This window comes from Cellulomonas sp. P4_A2 (assembly GCF_056402515.1).
This window is the reverse complement of the sequence record NZ_JBFUHG010000004.1, coordinates 210,557-227,490: the sequence shown is the minus strand read 5'-3', so window position 1 is coordinate 227,490 and position 16,934 is coordinate 210,557. Positions and strand designations below refer to the sequence as shown.

The 16,934-nt window shown below is 72.5% G+C and carries 17 protein-coding genes; 7 read left to right on the top strand and 10 right to left on the bottom strand.

Annotated features, from left to right (window positions below):
• Nucleotides 1-30: 30 nt before the first annotated feature.
• The 7 genes from AC1DUE_RS05880 (at nucleotide 31) to AC1DUE_RS05850 (ending at nucleotide 4,909) form a co-directional block, all read left to right on the top strand.
• Nucleotides 31-279 (top strand): type II toxin-antitoxin system Phd/YefM family antitoxin, encoded by a 249-nt coding sequence (locus AC1DUE_RS05880; protein ID WP_477038465.1) that lies wholly within the window; start codon nucleotides 31-33, stop codon nucleotides 277-279.
• Between the two features lie 10 nt (nucleotides 280-289).
• A complete protein-coding gene (locus AC1DUE_RS05875) occupies nucleotides 290-700 on the top strand; it encodes a type II toxin-antitoxin system VapC family toxin (protein ID WP_477038464.1) in 411 nt (136 codons plus the stop codon).
• Nucleotides 701-722: 22 nt separating this feature from the next.
• The gene (locus tag AC1DUE_RS05870) at nucleotides 723-1,058 is read left to right on the top strand and encodes a DUF2516 family protein (protein WP_477038463.1); all 336 of its coding nucleotides are present in this window, start codon (nucleotides 723-725) and stop codon (nucleotides 1,056-1,058) included.
• A 2-nt stretch (nucleotides 1,059-1,060) separates the two neighbouring features.
• A complete protein-coding gene (locus AC1DUE_RS05865; RefSeq protein ID WP_477038462.1) occupies nucleotides 1,061-2,017 on the top strand; it encodes an asparaginase in 957 nt (318 codons plus the stop codon).
• A complete protein-coding gene (gene dtd / locus AC1DUE_RS05860; protein ID WP_477038461.1) occupies nucleotides 2,014-2,445 on the top strand; it encodes a D-aminoacyl-tRNA deacylase in 432 nt (143 codons plus the stop codon). Before AC1DUE_RS05865 ends, dtd begins: the two co-directional genes overlap by 4 nt.
• A 164-nt stretch (nucleotides 2,446-2,609) precedes the next feature.
• Nucleotides 2,610-3,527 (top strand): ABC transporter substrate-binding protein, encoded by a 918-nt coding sequence (locus tag AC1DUE_RS05855; RefSeq protein WP_477038460.1) that lies wholly within the window; start codon nucleotides 2,610-2,612, stop codon nucleotides 3,525-3,527.
• 875 nt (nucleotides 3,528-4,402) lie between these two features.
• Nucleotides 4,403-4,909, top strand: a complete 507-nt coding sequence (locus tag AC1DUE_RS05850; protein WP_477038459.1) for an O-acetyl-ADP-ribose deacetylase — start codon at nucleotides 4,403-4,405, stop codon at nucleotides 4,907-4,909.
• A gap of 4 nt (nucleotides 4,910-4,913) precedes the next feature.
• On the opposite strand, the gene AC1DUE_RS05845 is transcribed toward AC1DUE_RS05850, so the two are convergent.
• From AC1DUE_RS05845 to AC1DUE_RS05800, 10 genes are all read right to left on the bottom strand, one after another.
• A complete protein-coding gene (locus AC1DUE_RS05845) occupies nucleotides 4,914-5,774 on the bottom strand; it encodes an aldo/keto reductase (RefSeq protein WP_477038458.1) in 861 nt (286 codons plus the stop codon).
• A gap of 70 nt (nucleotides 5,775-5,844) precedes the next feature.
• Entirely contained in the window at nucleotides 5,845-7,953 is a 2,109-nt protein-coding gene (locus tag AC1DUE_RS05840; protein ID WP_477038457.1) for an MMPL family transporter, read from the bottom strand.
• A 172-nt stretch (nucleotides 7,954-8,125) separates the two neighbouring features.
• Entirely contained in the window at nucleotides 8,126-9,160 is a 1,035-nt protein-coding gene (locus tag AC1DUE_RS05835) for an aminotransferase class V-fold PLP-dependent enzyme (RefSeq protein WP_477038456.1), read from the bottom strand.
• 57 nt (nucleotides 9,161-9,217) lie between these two features.
• Nucleotides 9,218-10,342: a class I SAM-dependent methyltransferase gene (locus tag AC1DUE_RS05830; protein ID WP_477038455.1), complete on the bottom strand. Its 1,125-nt coding sequence runs from the start codon at nucleotides 10,340-10,342 to the stop codon at nucleotides 9,218-9,220.
• A 103-nt stretch (nucleotides 10,343-10,445) separates the two neighbouring features.
• On the bottom strand, nucleotides 10,446-11,003 hold the full coding sequence (locus AC1DUE_RS05825; protein ID WP_477038454.1) for an alpha/beta hydrolase family protein: 558 nt from the start codon (nucleotides 11,001-11,003) through the stop codon (nucleotides 10,446-10,448).
• Nucleotides 11,000-11,752 carry an HAD family hydrolase gene (locus AC1DUE_RS05820; protein ID WP_477038544.1) on the bottom strand — a complete coding sequence of 251 codons (753 nt, stop codon included), beginning with the start codon at nucleotides 11,750-11,752 and terminating at the stop codon, nucleotides 11,000-11,002. The genes AC1DUE_RS05825 and AC1DUE_RS05820 overlap by 4 nt, the downstream gene beginning before the upstream one ends.
• Nucleotides 11,753-11,846: 94 nt before the next feature.
• Nucleotides 11,847-13,115, bottom strand: a complete 1,269-nt coding sequence (locus tag AC1DUE_RS05815; protein WP_477038453.1) for an allantoate amidohydrolase — start codon at nucleotides 13,113-13,115, stop codon at nucleotides 11,847-11,849.
• Entirely contained in the window at nucleotides 13,115-14,326 is a 1,212-nt protein-coding gene (locus AC1DUE_RS05810; RefSeq protein WP_477038452.1) for a pyridoxal-phosphate-dependent aminotransferase family protein, read from the bottom strand. The genes AC1DUE_RS05815 and AC1DUE_RS05810 overlap by 1 nt, the downstream gene beginning before the upstream one ends.
• Nucleotides 14,323-15,867: an AtzH-like domain-containing protein gene (locus AC1DUE_RS05805; RefSeq protein WP_477038451.1), complete on the bottom strand. Its 1,545-nt coding sequence runs from the start codon at nucleotides 15,865-15,867 to the stop codon at nucleotides 14,323-14,325. Before AC1DUE_RS05805 ends, AC1DUE_RS05810 begins: the two co-directional genes overlap by 4 nt.
• Entirely contained in the window at nucleotides 15,864-16,934 is a 1,071-nt protein-coding gene (locus tag AC1DUE_RS05800) for an acetamidase/formamidase family protein (RefSeq protein ID WP_477038450.1), read from the bottom strand. The genes AC1DUE_RS05805 and AC1DUE_RS05800 overlap by 4 nt, the downstream gene beginning before the upstream one ends.

The following is a 16,934-nucleotide window of genomic DNA, read 5'->3' as shown; positions in this document are numbered from 1 at the left end:
TCTGGCCTCGGTGTTCGGTACGGTCGCCGTGTGGACGTCTCGGTCAGCGCGCTGCGCGCAGAGCTCAAGCAATGGATCGAGGCCGCGCGCACCGGCGAGGACGTGGTGATCACCGAACGTGGGATCCCCGTCGCCCGGCTGAGCGGCATCGAGTCGGCGGACCTGCTGACGCGCCTCGAGCGCGAGGGTCTGCTCAAGCCCGCCGCCGCACCGCGCCCCGCGGCGAGGGCCGGGGCCAAGGGCGGGGTCTCCGACCTGGTCCGCCGGCTGCGGCGCTGACGGGGCTCCGATGGCGATCGTCTACCTCGACACGAGCGCGCTCGTGAAGCTCGTCGTCGACGAGCCCGGGTCCGCGCTCGCGGCCGCGCTGTGGGACGGCGCCGACCTCGTCGTGACCTCGCGGCTGGCGGACGCCGAGGTGCGGGCGGTGCTCGCCAGCGGTCACCGGTCCGGTCGCTTGGAAGGTCGGGAGGCCGGCGCCGAGTGGGAGCGGCTCTGGCCGGGGCTCCACGTGATCGAGCTGGGCGTGAGCGTCACGACGAGGGCCGCGCAGCTCGTCGACCAGCACCCCCTGCGAGCCGCCGACGCCCTGCACCTCGCGTCCGCGCTGGAGCTGCGGTCGCCGGACCTGGTCGTGGCCGTCTGGGACGAGCACCTCGCCGCCGCGGCGCGCGCCGAGGGCCTGCGGGTGGTCCCGTGACGTCGTCTCGTAGGCTCACCCCGTGATCGCCTCCATGCAGCTGCTGCTGTTCTTCGTCTTCTACTTCGCCATCCTCGCGATCTCGGCGTGGGCGCTGATCGACCTGTCGAGGCGGCCCGCGAGCGCGTTCACGCAGGCCGGCAAGCTCACGAAGACCAAGTGGGGCCTGATCCTGGGCGCGGCGACGATGATCGCGTTCATCTCGCTGCCGTACCCGTTGAACCTCCCGTTCCCGGACTTCCTGGCGCTGCTGTCCGCGGTCGCAGCGATCGTGTACCTGGTGGACGTGAAGCCCGCGATCGCCCCGTACTCCCGGCGTCGGGGCGGCGGCCCGAGCCGCCCGTCCGGCGGCTGGTGACCGTGTCCGACGTCGCCTCGGCGGCCGTCCCGCTCGCGCGGGTGCTGCGGGGTGACCTCGTCGAGTCCGTGCACCTCGGTCACCTGGTGGTGCTGGCGCCCGACGGTTCGGTGCGGCTGGCGCTCGGCGACCCGTCCGTCACGATCTGGGCGCGGTCGTCGCTCAAGCCGCTGCAGGCCGTCGCGATGCTGCGCGCCGGGCTCGACGTCGACCGGGCGCTGCTGGCCCTCGTCTGCGCCAGCCACAACGGCGAGGGCGGCCACCTGGCCGTCGTCCGCACCCTGCTGTCGCTGGCAGGCGTGGGTTCCGACGACCTGCGCAACACCCCCGACTGGCCGCTGGACCCGGACGCGGCCTTCCAGTGGCGCTCCGACGGGCACGGCACGGAACCGATCACCCAGAACTGCTCCGGCAAGCACGCCGGGATGCTCGCGACCTGCGCGGAGAACGGCTGGTCGCTGGGCGACTACCTCGACCCGGCCCACCCGCTCCAGGAGGCGGTCCGGGCGACGGTGGCGGACCTGACCGGCGTCCCCGTCGAGCTCGAGACCGTCGACGGCTGCGGAGCGCCCCTGTTCTCGACGACGCTGCTCGGCCTGGCGCGGTCGTTCGGTCGGGTGGCGGCGTCGGACGACGGGCCCGAGGCGCGGGTCGCGCGCGCGATGTCCGGCCACCCCTGGCACGTCGCGGGAACCGGACGGGACGCCACGCGGTTCATGGAGGCCGTGCGGGGGCTCGTCGCGAAGGACGGTGCCGACGGGGTCTACGCGGCGGGGCTGCCCGACGGGTCCGCGGTGGCGTTCAAGATCCTCGACGGATCCGCGCGACCCCGGCCCGCGGTGCTCGCCGCCGCGCTCGTCGTCGCCGGGGTCGACCCCGGGCTCGTCGAGGCCGTCGGGCTGACGCCGGTGCTCGGGCACGGGGTCCCCGTCGGCGAGGTCGTGGCAGCCCTGGCATGAGGGCCGTCGTCCAGCGCGTCACGCGCGCGTCCGTGACGGTCGACGGGATCGTCGTCGGCGCGATCGACCGGCCCGGGCTGCTGGCGTTCGTCGGGGTCACGCCCGGCGACGGACCGGCGCAGGTGGAGCTCATCGCCCGCAAGATCGCCGAGCTGCGCATCCTGCGCGACGAGCAGGCCGCCGTCGACATCGGTGCACCGGTGCTCGTCGTCAGCCAGTTCACGCTCTACGCGGACACCCGCAAGGGCCGGCGCCCGACATGGAACGCGGCGGCTCCGAGAGCGGTTGCAGAGCCTTTGGTGGATGAAGTTGTGGCGGCTCTGCGCGCTCGCGGGCTCGAGGTCGCGACGGGCGTTTTCGGGGCGGACATGGCCGTTGAACTGGTCAATGACGGTCCGACGACCATCCTGCTGGAGTCGAACGCCTGACCCCCGACGGCGCATTTGGCGATTAGTCCGATTCCGTGATATGGGCTACCGGGCCGTAACATCCGCCAACGCTGTCACACGACCGCCTCGGACCGGGGCGTGCGGTGATCTCGTCCACCAGTTGCGACAACTTGGCGCCCGGACCGGGCGTCGCAGGAGGTCCCGTGCGTCGTCCTCGTCTCGTCCTCACGACCGCCGCGCTCGGTGCGGCCGCCCTGCTCCTCACCGCGTGCGGTGCCGACAGCGGGGGCTCCGCCTCGGTGCTGCCGCCCGGCGACAACCAGTCCTTCGGCCCGAGCGCCATGGTCAAGGACGACGCCATCGCGGCCCTCGTGCCCGAGGAGATCGCGAGCACCGGCACGCTCGTCGTCGGGACCGACACGTCCTACGCCCCGGCCGAGTACATCGACGAGTTCGGCGAGGCCGCCGGCTACGACATCGACATCGCGAGGGCCGTCGCGGCAGTCCTCGGCCTGAAGGCGGACATCCAGTCTGCCGACTTCGGCGCGATCATCCCGGAGACCGGGTCGACATACGACCTCGGCATCTCGTCGTTCACCATCAACGCCGAGCGCCTGGCCGACGTCAACATGATCCAGTACTTCCAGGCCGGCGAGGCCTTCGCCGTGGAGAAGGGGAACCCCCAGCAGATCTCCGGCGGCGACCTGTGCGGCCTGACGGTCGGCGTCCAGACGGGCACGATCGAGGAGGAGGAGCTCGCCACCCTCGCGGACGACTGCAAGGCCGCCGGAAAGGAGGACATCACGCCGCTGAGCTTCGCCAAGCAGACCGACGTGACGGCGGCGCTGACAGCCGGCAAGGCCGACATCATGTACGCGGACTCCCCGATCATCGCCCACGCGATCCTCGAGGAGGCCGGCCGGCTGGAGCAGCTCGGTGAGGTGTTCGCGAGCGCCCCGCAGGGCATCGTCGTCGCGAAGGACGACCAGGCCCTCGCCGGCGCGGTCCAGAAGGCCATGCAGAAGCTCATCGACAGCGGCGACTACGGCCGGATCCTCACCGGTTGGGGCACCCAGGCCGGCGCCGTCACCACCGCCGACCTCAACCCCGCGGCCGGCTGAGCCTCGGGCGGTCACCAGAGCGGACGCCTCGGGGCGGTCACCAGAGCGGACGCCTCGGGGCGGTCACCAGAGCGGACGCCTCGGGGTCGTCACCGGGGCTGACGCCTGCGCGGTCGTCAGACATGGAAAAGGGCCCCTCGGAGTAAGCGTCCGAGGGGCCCTTCCGTGACCGTAGGCCGATGGCCTCCGGCGAACCGGCGACCGACGCCGCGCTGACGGTGCGGCTACGTCCCGACACCCGGTGCGTCACCTGCTCGCGCTCCCCCGAGGGGGCTCCCAAGCCGGCGACCCGCCGCGGGCGGGACGACTACGATCTACCACCCGGTCCGTAGCAACCCTCGCGTCGTCATCCGCGAGTCGTCGGGTCTCCCCTCCGATGTGGTCGCCCGTTCTCCGGCCGGCCCGAGCTCGACAGCCTGTCCCCGCCGGTTTCTGTCGCCCCCGAGGGGGTTCCGTCTTCGCCGGGCTCCGATGCCCCGAGAGGCTCCGGTGCCTGAGGTTCCGGTCTCGTCCGGTTCTGCGTCGGTCGGCGGTTCCTTCGCCCCCGGAGAGGTTCCGTCACCGGCCGGCTTCAGCTCCCCGGAAGGGGCCCTTCACCTGCGGTTCTCGATCTGTCGATCTCGATGTGAGATTTCTAGTCCTGCCCCTCGACCCCCCGCAAGGGCTTCGGGAGGCTTTCTTTATCCACCGTTGACCCCACAGGGTCGTCCACAGGTTCACCTGCGGAAACGTGCTGTTAACACAGGCCTGTGGACGAAATTTGTGGATGAGTGGTGTGGCGTTCACCCGTCCGCCGGGTCGTCGCCGGTACCGTGGCACCAGGTGAAGGCCCCTCGGAGTAAGCGTCCGAGGGGCCTTTCCCTTTGAATGGGTGGATGGACCTCGAGGCCGTCCACGGCGACATCACGACGCAGGACGTCGACGCGATCGTCAACGCCGCGAACTCGGGCCTGCTGGGCGGCGGCGGTGTCGACGGCGCGATCCACCGGGCGGCCGGGCCGTCGTTGCTCGCCGCGTGCCGGGAGCTGCGGCGCACGACGCTCCCGGACGGGCTGCCCGTCGGTGACGCCGTCGCCACGCCGGGGTTCCTGCTGCCGGCCCGCTGGGTGATCCACACCGTCGGCCCGAACCGGCACGCCGGCCAGAGCGACCCCGAGCTGCTGGCGTCGTGCTTCAGACGGTCGTTGGAGGTGGCCGACGAGGTCGGCGCGACCCGCGTCGCGTTCCCGGCGGTGAGCGCCGGCGTGTACGGGTGGGCGATGACGGACGTCGCGCGGATCGCCGTCGACACCGTCCGGTCGGCGGCGACCCGCGTCGAGGTCGTGCGGTTCGTGCTCTTCTCCGCCGAGGCGCGCGCCGTGTTCGAGGACGCGATCGGCTGAGCGATCAGGCCGCGTCGAGCTCGACCAGCTCCTCCGGTCCGAGCAGCAGGTCCGCGGCGAGCACGGAGTCCTGGATGGACTCGGGCCGCGAGGCGCCGGGGATCGGGATGACGACAGGCGCCTTCGAGAGCTCCCAGGCCAGGGCCACCTGCTGCGGGCTCACGTGGTGCGCCTCCGCGACCCGCTGGAACGCGTCGAACCGCGACCCCAGCCCACCGGCGCGGCCGATGCCACCGAGCGGGCTCCAGGGCAGGAACGCGAGGCCCAGCTCGGCGCACAGCTCGAGCTCCGGCTCCGACGAGCGGAACGCCGGCGAGAACTGGTTCTGCACGGAGACCAGCCGGCCGCCGAGCACCTCCTGCGCGAGCCGGATCTGGTCGGGGTTCGCGTTGGAGATGCCCGCGAGCCGGATCTTGCCCGCGTCCAGCAGCTCGGCGAGCACGCCGACCGAGTCGGCGTAGGGGATGCGCGGGTCGGGGCGGTGGAACTGGTACAGGCCGATCGCGTCCACGCCGAGCCTGCTCAGGGAGTCCTCGACCGCCTGCCGCAGGTGCTGCGGGGAGCCGTCGACGTACCAGCTGCCGTCGCCGGGACGCAGGTGACCGCCCTTCGTCGCGACGAGGACGTCGGAGGTGTCGCCACCCCAGGTGCGCAGCCCTTCGGCGATGAGCGACTCGTTGTGCCCCACCTCGTCGGCGTGCAGGTGGTAGGCGTCGGCGGTGTCGATCAGTGTGACGCCGGCGTCGAGGGCGGCATGGATGGTGGACAGGGAGCGGTCGCGGTCCGGCCGGCCCTCGATCGACATCGGCATGCCGCCGAGTCCGATGGAGCTGACCTTCACGTTTCCGAGCAGTCGTGTGCGCATGGACCCATCACAGCTGGATCCGGCGCGGCCCGCATCCCCTCCAGGTGCGGACCGCGCCGGATCTGCTTGCTCAGGCGACGGGGACCGGCGCCTCCTCAGCAGGGATCGCGGGGGCAGGGTCGGGCTTGCGGGCCAGCGAGCTGGGCCACCACATCATCTTGCCGATGTCGAGGTTCAGCGCCGTGACCAGCACGGACCGGACGACGAGGGTGTCGAGCAGGACGCCGAGCGCCACGGCGAACCCGATCTCGGCGAACGCCACCAGCGGCAGCGTGCCGAGCACCGCGAACGTGCCCGCGAGCACCAGGCCGGCCGACGTGATCACACCGCCGGTCGCCGCCAGGGCGACCAGCGAGCCCCGATGGTGCCCGATCCGGATGGTCTCCTCCCGGACTCTCGTCATGAGGAAGATGTTGTAGTCGATGCCCAGCGCGACCAGGAAGACGAAGACGAAGAGCGGGAAGGCTGTGTCCGCGCCCTCGTACCCGAACACGTACTTGAAGAACAGCGCGCTGATGCCGATGGCCGCGGCGAACGACAGGACGACCGTGCCGATGAGCACGAGCGGCCCGAGGACGGCCCGCAGCAGGATCATCAGGACGACGAAGACCACCAGCAGGATGATCGGGATGATCAGCTTGTTGTCGGCCACGGAGGCGCGCTGCACGTCGAGCGTGATGGCGCTGGTGCCTCCGACAAGGGCGTCGGCGTCGGGCACGGCGTGCACCGCGTCCCGGACCCGGTCGACGGTGTCGTAGGCGTCCTGGCTGTCGGGGGCGGACGTCAGCGTGCCCTCGATGTAGGTGACGCCGTTCTTGTCGCCCAGCGGCTGCACGCTGCCGGGGTCGATGCCCTCGACGTCCGCGAAGACGGCGACGACGTCGCTCGCCTGGTCGGTGTTCGCGATGACCACCACGGGGGAGCCGGCTCCGCCCGGGAAGTGTGCCGCGAGGACCTTCTCACCGGCGATCGAGGGCTGCTCGGACGTGAACGACCCCTCGTTGCTCAGGCCCGTCGCGTTGAGCGCGACGACGCCGAACCCCGCGATGATCAGCAAGAGCGACGTGACGACCCAGGTGCGACGCGGGCGGCGCTCGATGCGGGTGCCGACCCGGGACCAGAAGCCGTGCTCCGACGGCTCCGAGTCACCGAGCTTCGGCGCACGAGGCCAGAACACCCAGCGACCGCAGGTGACGAGCAGCGCCGGCAGGAGCGTGAGCATGACGACCACGGCGACGACGATGCCGATGGCCGCGACCGGGCCGAGGCCGGCGGTGGAGGCGATCGAGGCGAAGAGCAGGACGAGCATCGAGATGGCGACGGTGGCGCCGCTGGCGATGATGGCCGGGCTGGCGCGGTGCAGGGCGAGCGCCATCGCCTCGTGCCGGTCGCCGTGCTTGCGCAGCTCTTCTCGATATCGAGCCGTCAGCAGCAGCGCGTAGTCGGTCCCGGCGCCGAACACGAGAACCGTGAGGATGCCGGCGCTCTGCGCGTTCACGGTCAGGCCGGCGTTGTCGGCGAGCAGGTAGATGATGGCCTGCGAGACCGTGAGCGCGACACCTGCCGAGATGACGGGCAGGAGCCACAGGATCGGGCTGCGGTAGGTGAGCAGCAGGATGATGATGACGACGGCGGCGGCGGAGAACAGCAGGGTGCTGTCCAGCCCCTCGAACGCCGCGGACGAGTCCGCGGCCGCGCCCGCCGGGCCGGTGATGTAGACGCTCATCCCGTCGGCGCCGTCCTCCGCGGTGGCGCGCAGGTCGGCCACCGCGTCCGCGGCCAGGTTCCAGCCGTCGCTGCCGAGGTCGAGCGGGACGATGATCTGGGCCGCCTCCCCGTCCTCGGACGGGATCGGCCCGACGACCTCGCCGTCCAGCGTCTCGAGCGAGCCGAACTCCTTGGCGTCGGCGGCCGCGGCGGCCAGGTCGGCCTCGGTGAGGCCGCCGTCGCGCTGGTAGACGATCACGGCGGGGATCGTGTTGGACGAGACGAAGCCGCTGGCGACGTCGAGGACCTGGGTCGACTCGGCGCTCTGCGGCAGCCAGGACTTGGCGTCGTTGCTCTGGGCGTCGGTCAGCTTGCCCGCGAGAGGGCCGAGCACGGCGACGACGGCGAGCCAGAACGCGATGATGACGAACTTGACGTAGCGGTGGGTGATCCATCCGGCGACGTGGGCCATGGGAAATCCTCTGGTGGGGTTTTGTCGACGACGACTAGGAGGTGCGGCCAGCGCGCCTGGTGATACCGGCGTCTCGGCCGTGCTGTTCGAATCCTAGGATTCCGACAGTTCCCCGACCAGGGATATAGGGGATACCCCCGAGTCGACCCTCAGGCAGCCCCTAAGGTTCCTCTCAGGAAAGGGCTTTCACCGCACTGGCCACGTCGTTCTCGTCGTTCCAGACGTGGAATGCGAGGCGGACGCCACCACCCCGGCCCGCCGTCCGACAGCCGTGCTCGGCCAGGCGGGCCCGCACGGACCCGGACGCGTCGTCCGGCACGCGGACGATCGCGCTGTCCGACGCCTCGAGCCCGATGCCCGTGCGGAACGCGTTCGCGAGCGAGACGTCGTACGCGTGCACGGCGTCCCGGTCGGCCGCCGCGAACGCCTCCAGCGCCGGTGCCGCGCCCACCCAGGACAGCCACGCGGGCGAGACGTCGAACCGCCGCGCGTCGTCGGCGAGCGTCATCGACGGTCCGTAGACGCTGCCCCAGATGTCCTTGCCCGCGTACCAGCCCGCGCTCGTCGGACGCAGCTCGACGTCCGGGCGCACGGTCAGGAACGCGGTGCCGCGGGGCGCGCTCAGCCACTTGTAGGCGGCGCACACGGTCACGTCGTACGCGCCGGCGTCGACGGGCAGCCACCCGGCGGCCTGCGTGACGTCGCAGACGGTGCGCGCGCCGTGGGCCGCGGCGGCGTCGCGCACCGCGTCCGGGGCGACGCGTCCGTCGCGGGACTGCACCAGGGAGTACGCGACGACGTCGGTGGTCGGGCGGATCTCGTCGGCGAGCCGGTCCAGCGGGACGTGGCGCACCGTGATGCCGCGGTCGGCGTGCACCTCGAACGGGAACGTCACGGACGTGAAGTCGCGCTCGACGGCCAGCACCTGCGCCCCGTCGGGAAGACTGGCCGCCACGAGACCGACCAGGACGCTGGCCTGGGCGCCGATCGCGACCGACTCCGGTCCGACACCGACGATCCGGCCGTAGGCGGCCCGGCTCGCGGCGACGGTCTCGTCGTAGGCGGGGAGGTCGGCCTTGCCGGCCTGCCACGTGTCCAGCCCGTCGCGCATCGCCTCGACGGTCGCCCGGGACGGCAGCCCGCAGGTCGCTGCGTCGAGGTAGCCGGGCACGGGCGCGAACGAGGCGCGGAGCTGGTCGAGGTCCATGCTGTCGATGCTCCGTCGTGCACCGTCCGCAGACAATGGCCACTTCGGGACGAGCGGCTATGCCCGCCGGGTGGACACCGTGATCGTGAACTTCGCGTCGCGGGAGACCTGACGCGTGGGCCCGACGGTCCGTTCGAGCGCGGGCCGGTATTGCAGGTGCGAGTTCCAGACCGTCCACAGCTCGCCGCCGGGCCGCAGGATGCGCGCGGCCGCGTCGAACAGCTTGTGGGCGACGCCGGTGTGCACGCCCGCGCCCACGTGGAACGGGGGGTTGAGCACGACGAGGTCGACGCTCGCGTCCGGGACCGATGCGGCCGCGTCGTCCTGCAGGACGCTGACCTGCGCGGCGACGCCGTTCGCCTCCGCCGTCGCTGCGGCCGACGCGACGGCCGCCGCGGAGTCGTCCGTCGCGATCACGCCGACCGACGGCCGGCGGGTCGCCAGCACGGCCGCGAGCACCCCGGTGCCGCAGCCGAGGTCGACGGCGGTCGTCGCGTCCGGGAGCGCCTGGTCGAGCACGCCGAGCAGCGCCCGGGTGCCGACGTCGATCCGGGTCCCGGCGAACGCCGACCCGTGCGCGCACACGGTCAGCCCCAGGTCGTCGTGCCGCTGCGAGACCGGCCACGTCGACGGGGGCCCTTCCAGCGGGCGCGACGCGACCAGCACGCGGGACTTCTGCCGGGCGAGCTGCGGCTCGACGACGGCGAACCAGCGCCCCAGCACGTCGTTCATCGCCAGCGTCATGTGCTTGATCCGCCCGCCCGCGAACAGGCGCACCCCCGGGTCGGCGTGGGCCGAGACCAGCGCGGCGATCTCGTCGAGCGCGTCGAGCGACCGGGGGAGCTGCAGGAGGACGACGCGCGCTCCGCCGAGCGTCGTCGCGTCGAGAGGCCCGGACGTGTAGGTCCCGACGAGCCCGGTGCGCTCCGCGTTCGCGGCGAGCGCCCGCTCCGCCGAGCGCAGGTCCTGGTGCGTGCGCACGCCCCGGGCGCCGTGCAGCGCGACTGCACCGAGCGTGAGCGCCCCGTAGCGGTCACCGACCACGACCACGCCGTCGGTTGCGGTGGCCAGCGCCGGTCCTGCCTCGTCGAGGAGGAGCCGGTCGGTCGCGTCGACCGCGACCAGCTCCGGGCCCTCGACGTCGGGCCAGCGCCGCAGCGCGTCGAGCGTGAACTCAGGCATCGCTCCCCCGTGTCGTGTGTCTGTCCGGGTGACGCTATCCGACGGGGGTCAGGGCACCAGGCTGAGCCCGCCCGCACGGACGTGTCGGCCCGACCTGCAGGAATCAGCCGATCGTGGCGAGCCAGTCCTTGACGGCCTGGGCGACGGCGCCGTTGTTGGACGGCGAGTGCGTCCCGGGCACGAGCACCAACGTGAGCGGCCCCGGGATCGTGGCCAGATGCGTGCGGAGCTCGTCGGGCGTGCCGAACGGGTCGCGCTCTCCCGAGACCGCGAGGACCGGGAGGTTCAGCGAAGCCAGGTGGGCGGTGCGCAGCTGGTCGGGCCGGCCGGGCGGGTGCAGCGGGTAGGACAGCAGGACGAGGCCGGCGGCGGGCTGACCCTCCGCGACGGCCATCGAGCACATCCGTCCGCCGAACGACCGGCCACCGAGGACGATCTGGTCGGGCTCGACGCCGAGCGCCTCGGCCATCGCGGAGGCGGTGGACCGCACGTGCGCGACCGCCACCGGCGCGCGCTCGGGCGCCCGGCTGCCCGACGCCCGGTTGGGGAAGTCGACGCGCAGGACCGGCAGCGGCTCGAGCGCCTCCTCGACCGCGACCAGCGGCGGGCTGTCACGGCCGGCGCTCGCGCCGGGGGTCAGCAGCAGTCCGGCGACGCTCACAGGCCGAGCACCGACCGGATCGTGCGGACCACGCCGTTGGCCGTGTTGGCCGGCGCGACGAACCGTGCGTGCGCCCGGACCTCGGGGTGGGCGTTGTCCATCGCGAACGACCACGCGGCCGCGTCGAGCAGGCCGACGTCGTTGAAGTAGTCGCCGAACGCCATGGTCTGCTCGCGCGTCACGCCGAGGGTGTCCTGCACGTGCCGCAGGGCGAGGCCCTTGTCCGCGACCGCGTTCATGACGTCGACCCAGTGCTTGCCGGAGACCACCGCGCCGTCGAAGTGCGCGAGCAGCGGCCCGGCGCCCTCGTCGACGAGACCGAAGTCGTGGACGGCGACCTTGAGGATCTCGTCCTCGACCGCGAGCAGGTCGTCCACGTGCTCGAAGAGGGCGTAGTACGGGCGCACCTGCGACAGGAACGCCTCGTCGGTCCGCTCGACGTAGGCCGAGCGCTTGCCGCACAGGACGGTGCCGACGTCGAGGTGCGTGGCGTCTCGCAGAACCTGGATCGCGTCACGCGCGACCGAGAGCGGGAGCGTCTCCGAGCTCACCTCGACGTCGTCGCGGACCACGTACGCGCCGTTCTCCGCGATGTAGACGAGCTCCGGGCGGCCGATCTGCCGACGCAGCGCGGCGAACTGGCGGCCGCTCGCGGGACACAGGGCGATCCCACGGGAGGCGAGCTCGTCGAGCAGCGGCCAGAACTCGTCGTGGATCTGCTTGTCGTCGTCGAGCAGGGTGCCGTCCATGTCGACGGCGATGAGCCGGATGTCGGGGACGTGGCTGAACGACGGGGGATCGTGGACCTGTTGTGGGAAGACTTGTGTCACGGGGTCGATTCTCTCAGGCCGCCTCGCGGGCCAGGTGCTCGACGGTGGCGGTCATGGCCCGCAGGCCGGTCTCGACGTCCGCGAGGCTGACGGACTCGTCGGGGTGGTGGCTGATCCCGTCGGGGTTGCGCAGGAAGAGCATGCCGACGCCCGTGACCGCCCCGATCGCCATCGCGTCGTGGCCCGCGCGGCTGAACATGGTCGGTGCCTCGCCGCTGCCGAGGTCCTCGATACCCGCGCGCACGACGTCCTGCAGGAGCCCGTCGCACCAGACCGCGGGAGCCTCGTGGATCTGCTTCGAGGTCCACGTGAGCCCGCGCCTGCCAGAGATCCGGTCGATCTCCCGGGAGATGTCCGCCCACACCCGGTCCCGGTCGTCGTCGTGCTCGCCGCGCAGGTCGACGGTCAGCCGTGCCTCGCCCGGCACCACGTTGACCGCGCCGGGGAAGGTCTCCAGCCGCCCGACCGTGCCGACGATGTGGTGCTCCGCCCGGCAGATCCGCTCGACGGCCAGCGTGGCCTCCGAGGCGCCGAGCAGAGCGTCGTGCCGGTCCTCGTAGCGGGTGCCGCCCGCGTGCCGGGCCTCGCCGAGGATCTGCACGGAGAACCGGCGCGCGCTGGCGATCGACGTCACGACGCCGAGCGGCCGGTTCGACCGGTCGAGGTCGGGGCCTTGCTCGATGTGGGCCTCGAGGTAGCCGGCCAGGGTCGACGGCTTGCGCGCTGCGGCGTCGATCCGCCCGGGGTCCAGCCCGAACTCCCGGAACGCGGTCTTGAGCGACGTCCCGTGCTCGTCGGTGAGGTCCCACCAGGCGGGGTTCCACTGCCCGGCCATCGCGGAGCTGCCGAGCAGCGCGGTGCCGAAGCGTGCGCCCTCCTCGTCCCAGAACGCGACGACGTCGAGGCCGAACCTGAGCGACGACGCGCGCGGCTTCAGGAGGCGCACCACCTCGATCGCCATGAGCACGCCGAGGATCCCGTCGTACCGGCCGGCGTCGCGGACGGTGTCGAGGTGCGAGCCCAGCAGCAACGACGGCGCCTCGGGGTCCTTCCCGTCCAGGTGCCCGTTGAGGTTGCCGGCCTCGTCCTGCCACGTGTCCAGCCCGACCTCACGCATCCAGCGGGACGCGAGGCGGTTGACGCGCGCGTGCTCGGGCGAGAGGTAGACGCGCTCGATCCCGCCCTCCATCGAGGAGTAGCGGGCGAGCTCGTCGCACCGCGCCATGATCCGTCGCGCAGCGTTCCCAAACTCAGCGTCCCCGAACACAGCCTCCTCGAACATCAGCCCCACGCCTCGTACGCCGCGTCCACGCCGCCGCCGGCGGGCACGGACGCACCGTGGCGCCGCAGCACCTGCTCGAGCGCGGCGAGGGTGGTGAGCACCGTGTCCAGGCGCGCGTTGGTGCCCATGGTCCCGATCCGCCAGACGCGCCCGTGCAGCGGCCCGAACGACGTGCCGATCTCGATGGAGAAGTCGTCGAGCATGTCGGCGCGCACGGCGTCGCCCTCGACGACGTCCGGGATGTACACGGCCACGACGTTGTTCATCTTGTGCTCGAGCGACCCGAACACCGCCAGACCCATCCCCTGCACGCCCGCCAGCATGGCGCGGCCGGCTCGCTCGTGCCGGTCGATCACCGCCTGGCGACCCTCCTCGAGGATCACGCGCGCACACTCGTGGGCGCCGTAGAGCATGGTCGTCGCCTCGGTGTGGTGGTTGAGCCGCCGGGGACCCCAGTAGTCGAGGATCATGCCGAGGTCGAAGTAGTTGGAGTGCACGGGCTCGCCGGTGTCCTCGTCGGACTCGTCGCGGATCCCCGCCTCGATCCGGGTACGGCTGCGGATCTCCGCCACGGCCCGGTCGGACAGGCTGATCGGCGCGCTGCCCGACGGACCGCTCAGGCACTTCTGCAGCCCGGCCGTCGCCGCGTCCAGGCCCCACGCGTCCATCTCGAAGGCGTTGCCGCCCAGCGAGGCCGTCGCGTCCGTGTAGAACAGCACGCCGTGCTTCGCGCAGATCGCGCCCAGCTCGTCGAGCGGCTGGTTCATGGTCGTGGACGTGTCACCCTGCACGATCGCGAGCAGATGGGGCTTCACCTTCGTGATGGCGTCCTCGATCGCCGACGGCGTGAACACCTGGCCCCACTCGACCTCGATGGTGTGCACCTCGGCCTGCGCGCGCAGTGCGATCTCGGCGAGCAGGTGCCCGAACCGGCCGAACACCGGCACCAGGACGCGCTGGCCCGGGCGCACGAGCGACACGATCGCCGCCTCGATCCCCGCCCGCGACGTGCCGTCGACCAGCATCGTCGCCTCGTTCGTCGTCGAGAAGATCTGTCGGTACAGCGCCTGCGTCTCGTTCATGTACCCCGTCATGACCGGGTCGTACTGGCCGACGAGCGGCGTGGACATCGCCCGCAGCACGCGCGGGTCGGCGTTGACCGGCCCCGGGCCCATGAGCAGTCGGGGAGGCGGGTTGACCGGGCGTGTCATGCGAGTTCTCCAGACGTGAGGCGGCGCGCGTGGCGCACCAGGGACAGGTCGCTCCCGCGAGGGCCGAGGAGGCACACACCGACCGGTGCGACGCCGAGGGGGCTGTCGACCCGCAGCGCCGGGACGCTCAGCGCGGGCAGCCCGGCGATGCCGGCCAGCGCGGTCATCCGCAGGGTCGCGGCGCGGACGTCCTCGAGCGGGGCGTTGCGCGCTGGTGCGGGGCCGGGAGTGGTGGGCAGGACGAGGACGGCATCGGCGACGAGGGACCGCACGAGCTTCGCGTACACGGCGAGCTGCTCGCGCCCGTCAGCCTCCTGCCCGGGCGTGACGGCCGACGCGATCGCGAACCGTGCGCGGACGTCCGGACCGGTCGCGTCGGGGTGGTCGGTGACCCACTGGCCGTGCGTGCGCCAGGCCTCGGCAGCCTGGACCACGCGGAACGTCTCGTACCAGTCGTCGAGGGGGCCGACGTCCACGAGCTCGGTGTCCCGCCCGTCGCACCAGGCCTCGAACGCCGCACGCGTCGCCGGTTCGGCGGCCTCGAGGGCCTCGCGCGGGATGCGCAGCAGGTCGGGCAGCGTCGGCTCCTCGTGCGCACCCACGTCCGCAGGCTCGTCGACCGCCGACTCCAGGCACCACGACGCGACCGTCTCGAGCGTCGCGCCGTCGCGGGTCAGCCAGCCGACCGTGTCGAAGCTCGGCGCGAGCGAGACCATCCCCTGCCGGGGCACCAGCCCGTGTGTCGTGCGCAACCCCCACAGGCCCTGGTAGCTGGCCGGGACGCGGATCGAGCCGGCGGTGTCGCTGGCCAGCCCGACGTCCGCCTGCCCGGTGGCGACCGCGGTCGCCGGCCCGCTCGACGACCCGCCCGGCAGCGCGCCCGGCACCGCCCCGTTGACCGGGGTGCCGTAGTGCGCGTTGGTGCCGGCGATCGAGTAGGCGAGCTCGTCTGTGCGGGCCAGGCCGCGGATGGAGGCGCCGCCGCGCAGGAGGTCGAGCACGACCGGTGCGTGCTGACGCTCGCGCTCCGCGTCGTGCAGCCAGGTCGGGTTGCCCGCCCCGATCCGGTAGCCCTTGATCGCGAACAGGTCCTTGACCGCGACCCGCAGCCCCAGCAGCGGACCCTCGAACGCGCCCTGGTAGAGCGGGTCGCCGACCGTGCGCCAGACGGACTTGTCGAAGCTCGCGGTCCGCCCGGTGACGTGTGCGGCGATGATCCGCCACCGTCCGTCGGCCCGCTGCCACACCTGCGTCTGCAGCCCGGTGCCGCCGCCGACGTAGCGGCTCGTCGCGACGATCAGCCAGCAGTCGTCGGCGAGCTGCCGGGTCTCGACGCGATCCAGGCTTCGCGGAGCGACGCCGCCGCGGCCGCTGCGGAACGCGCGGATGGCGTCGTGGCCCACGAGCAGCCCGGCGGCGTCGCCGCGCATCGTCTGCGGCCCCGGGGCGAACGAGTCGTCGAGGACGGCGACGTCGTCCGTCCCGATGGCGGTCTCGTAGGCCTCGAAGGCCGTCCAGAGGTCGGCCGGAACGTCCCTCACAGGGTCACCTCGTCGAAGTCGGCCACGCGGATCCGGGCGTGCACGCCGCACACCAGGTCGACCACCTGGGAGATGTCGAAGTCCGTCGCGGCGGACAGGTACGCGTAGGCCAGGTGCTCGTCCATGCCCCAGCGTGCCTGCAACAGCGCGATCGCGGCGCGGACGCAGCGGCGCATGGCCTCGCCGAGGTCCTTGTCGAGGCCCGTCGGCACGAGGTACTCGTCCGTCAGGACGAGCGGTCCGTCGAGAACGCCGAACTGCGTCGCCGCGACGTCCGCGGTCACCACGTCGAACCGCAGCGTGGCCCGCAGCGACGCCTCCAGGGCCGTCAGCGCGACCTCCCCGTCGCCCTGCGCGAAGTGCGGGTCGCCGACGTAGGCGAGGGCGCCGGGCACCTGCACGGGGAGGTAGAGGGTGGCGCCGACCTGCAGCAGGTTGATGTCGATGTTGCCGCCGTGTGCACCGGGCGGGACCGAGTGCGGCCTGGCAGAGCCGGCCGCCGCGACGCCCATGATCCCCAGGAACGGCGCGAGAGGGAACGCGATGTCGCGCGCGCCGCCCTCGACGACCGGGAGCCGCCCGTGACCCTCGACGACCGGCGTGAAGACGCTGACCTCGCCGTCGCCGCGCGGCAGCTCGCCGGCCAGCGCGCCACGCCCGTGCCGGTTCGAGATGACGCCGTACGGGACGCGGGGCGTGGTCTCCAGGACGGTGATCGCGAGCAGGTCGCCGGGCATCGCACCCTCGACGAAGATCGGGCCGGTGACGATGTGCGGGCCGTCGTCCGGTCCTCGCTCCAGGGCGGCGACGATCTCGATCGCGTCCGCCAGGACGTCCTCGGGCGCGATCCCGTGGCCCGTGAAGTACGCCAGCGGGTCGCTGCCCTGGTCCGCGAGCAGGCCCTCGTGCGACACGGTGTCGATGGTCACCGTGTCGCCGTCGGCGATGCGCAGGACGGGCTCGTCGGCGCCGCAGGGGAGCCGGCCCCAGAGCACCGTCGACGGTGTCGACGGCAGGTAGGTGGCCGACGTCACCAGGCCCTCGCCGGGCTGCAACGTTGCACTCAT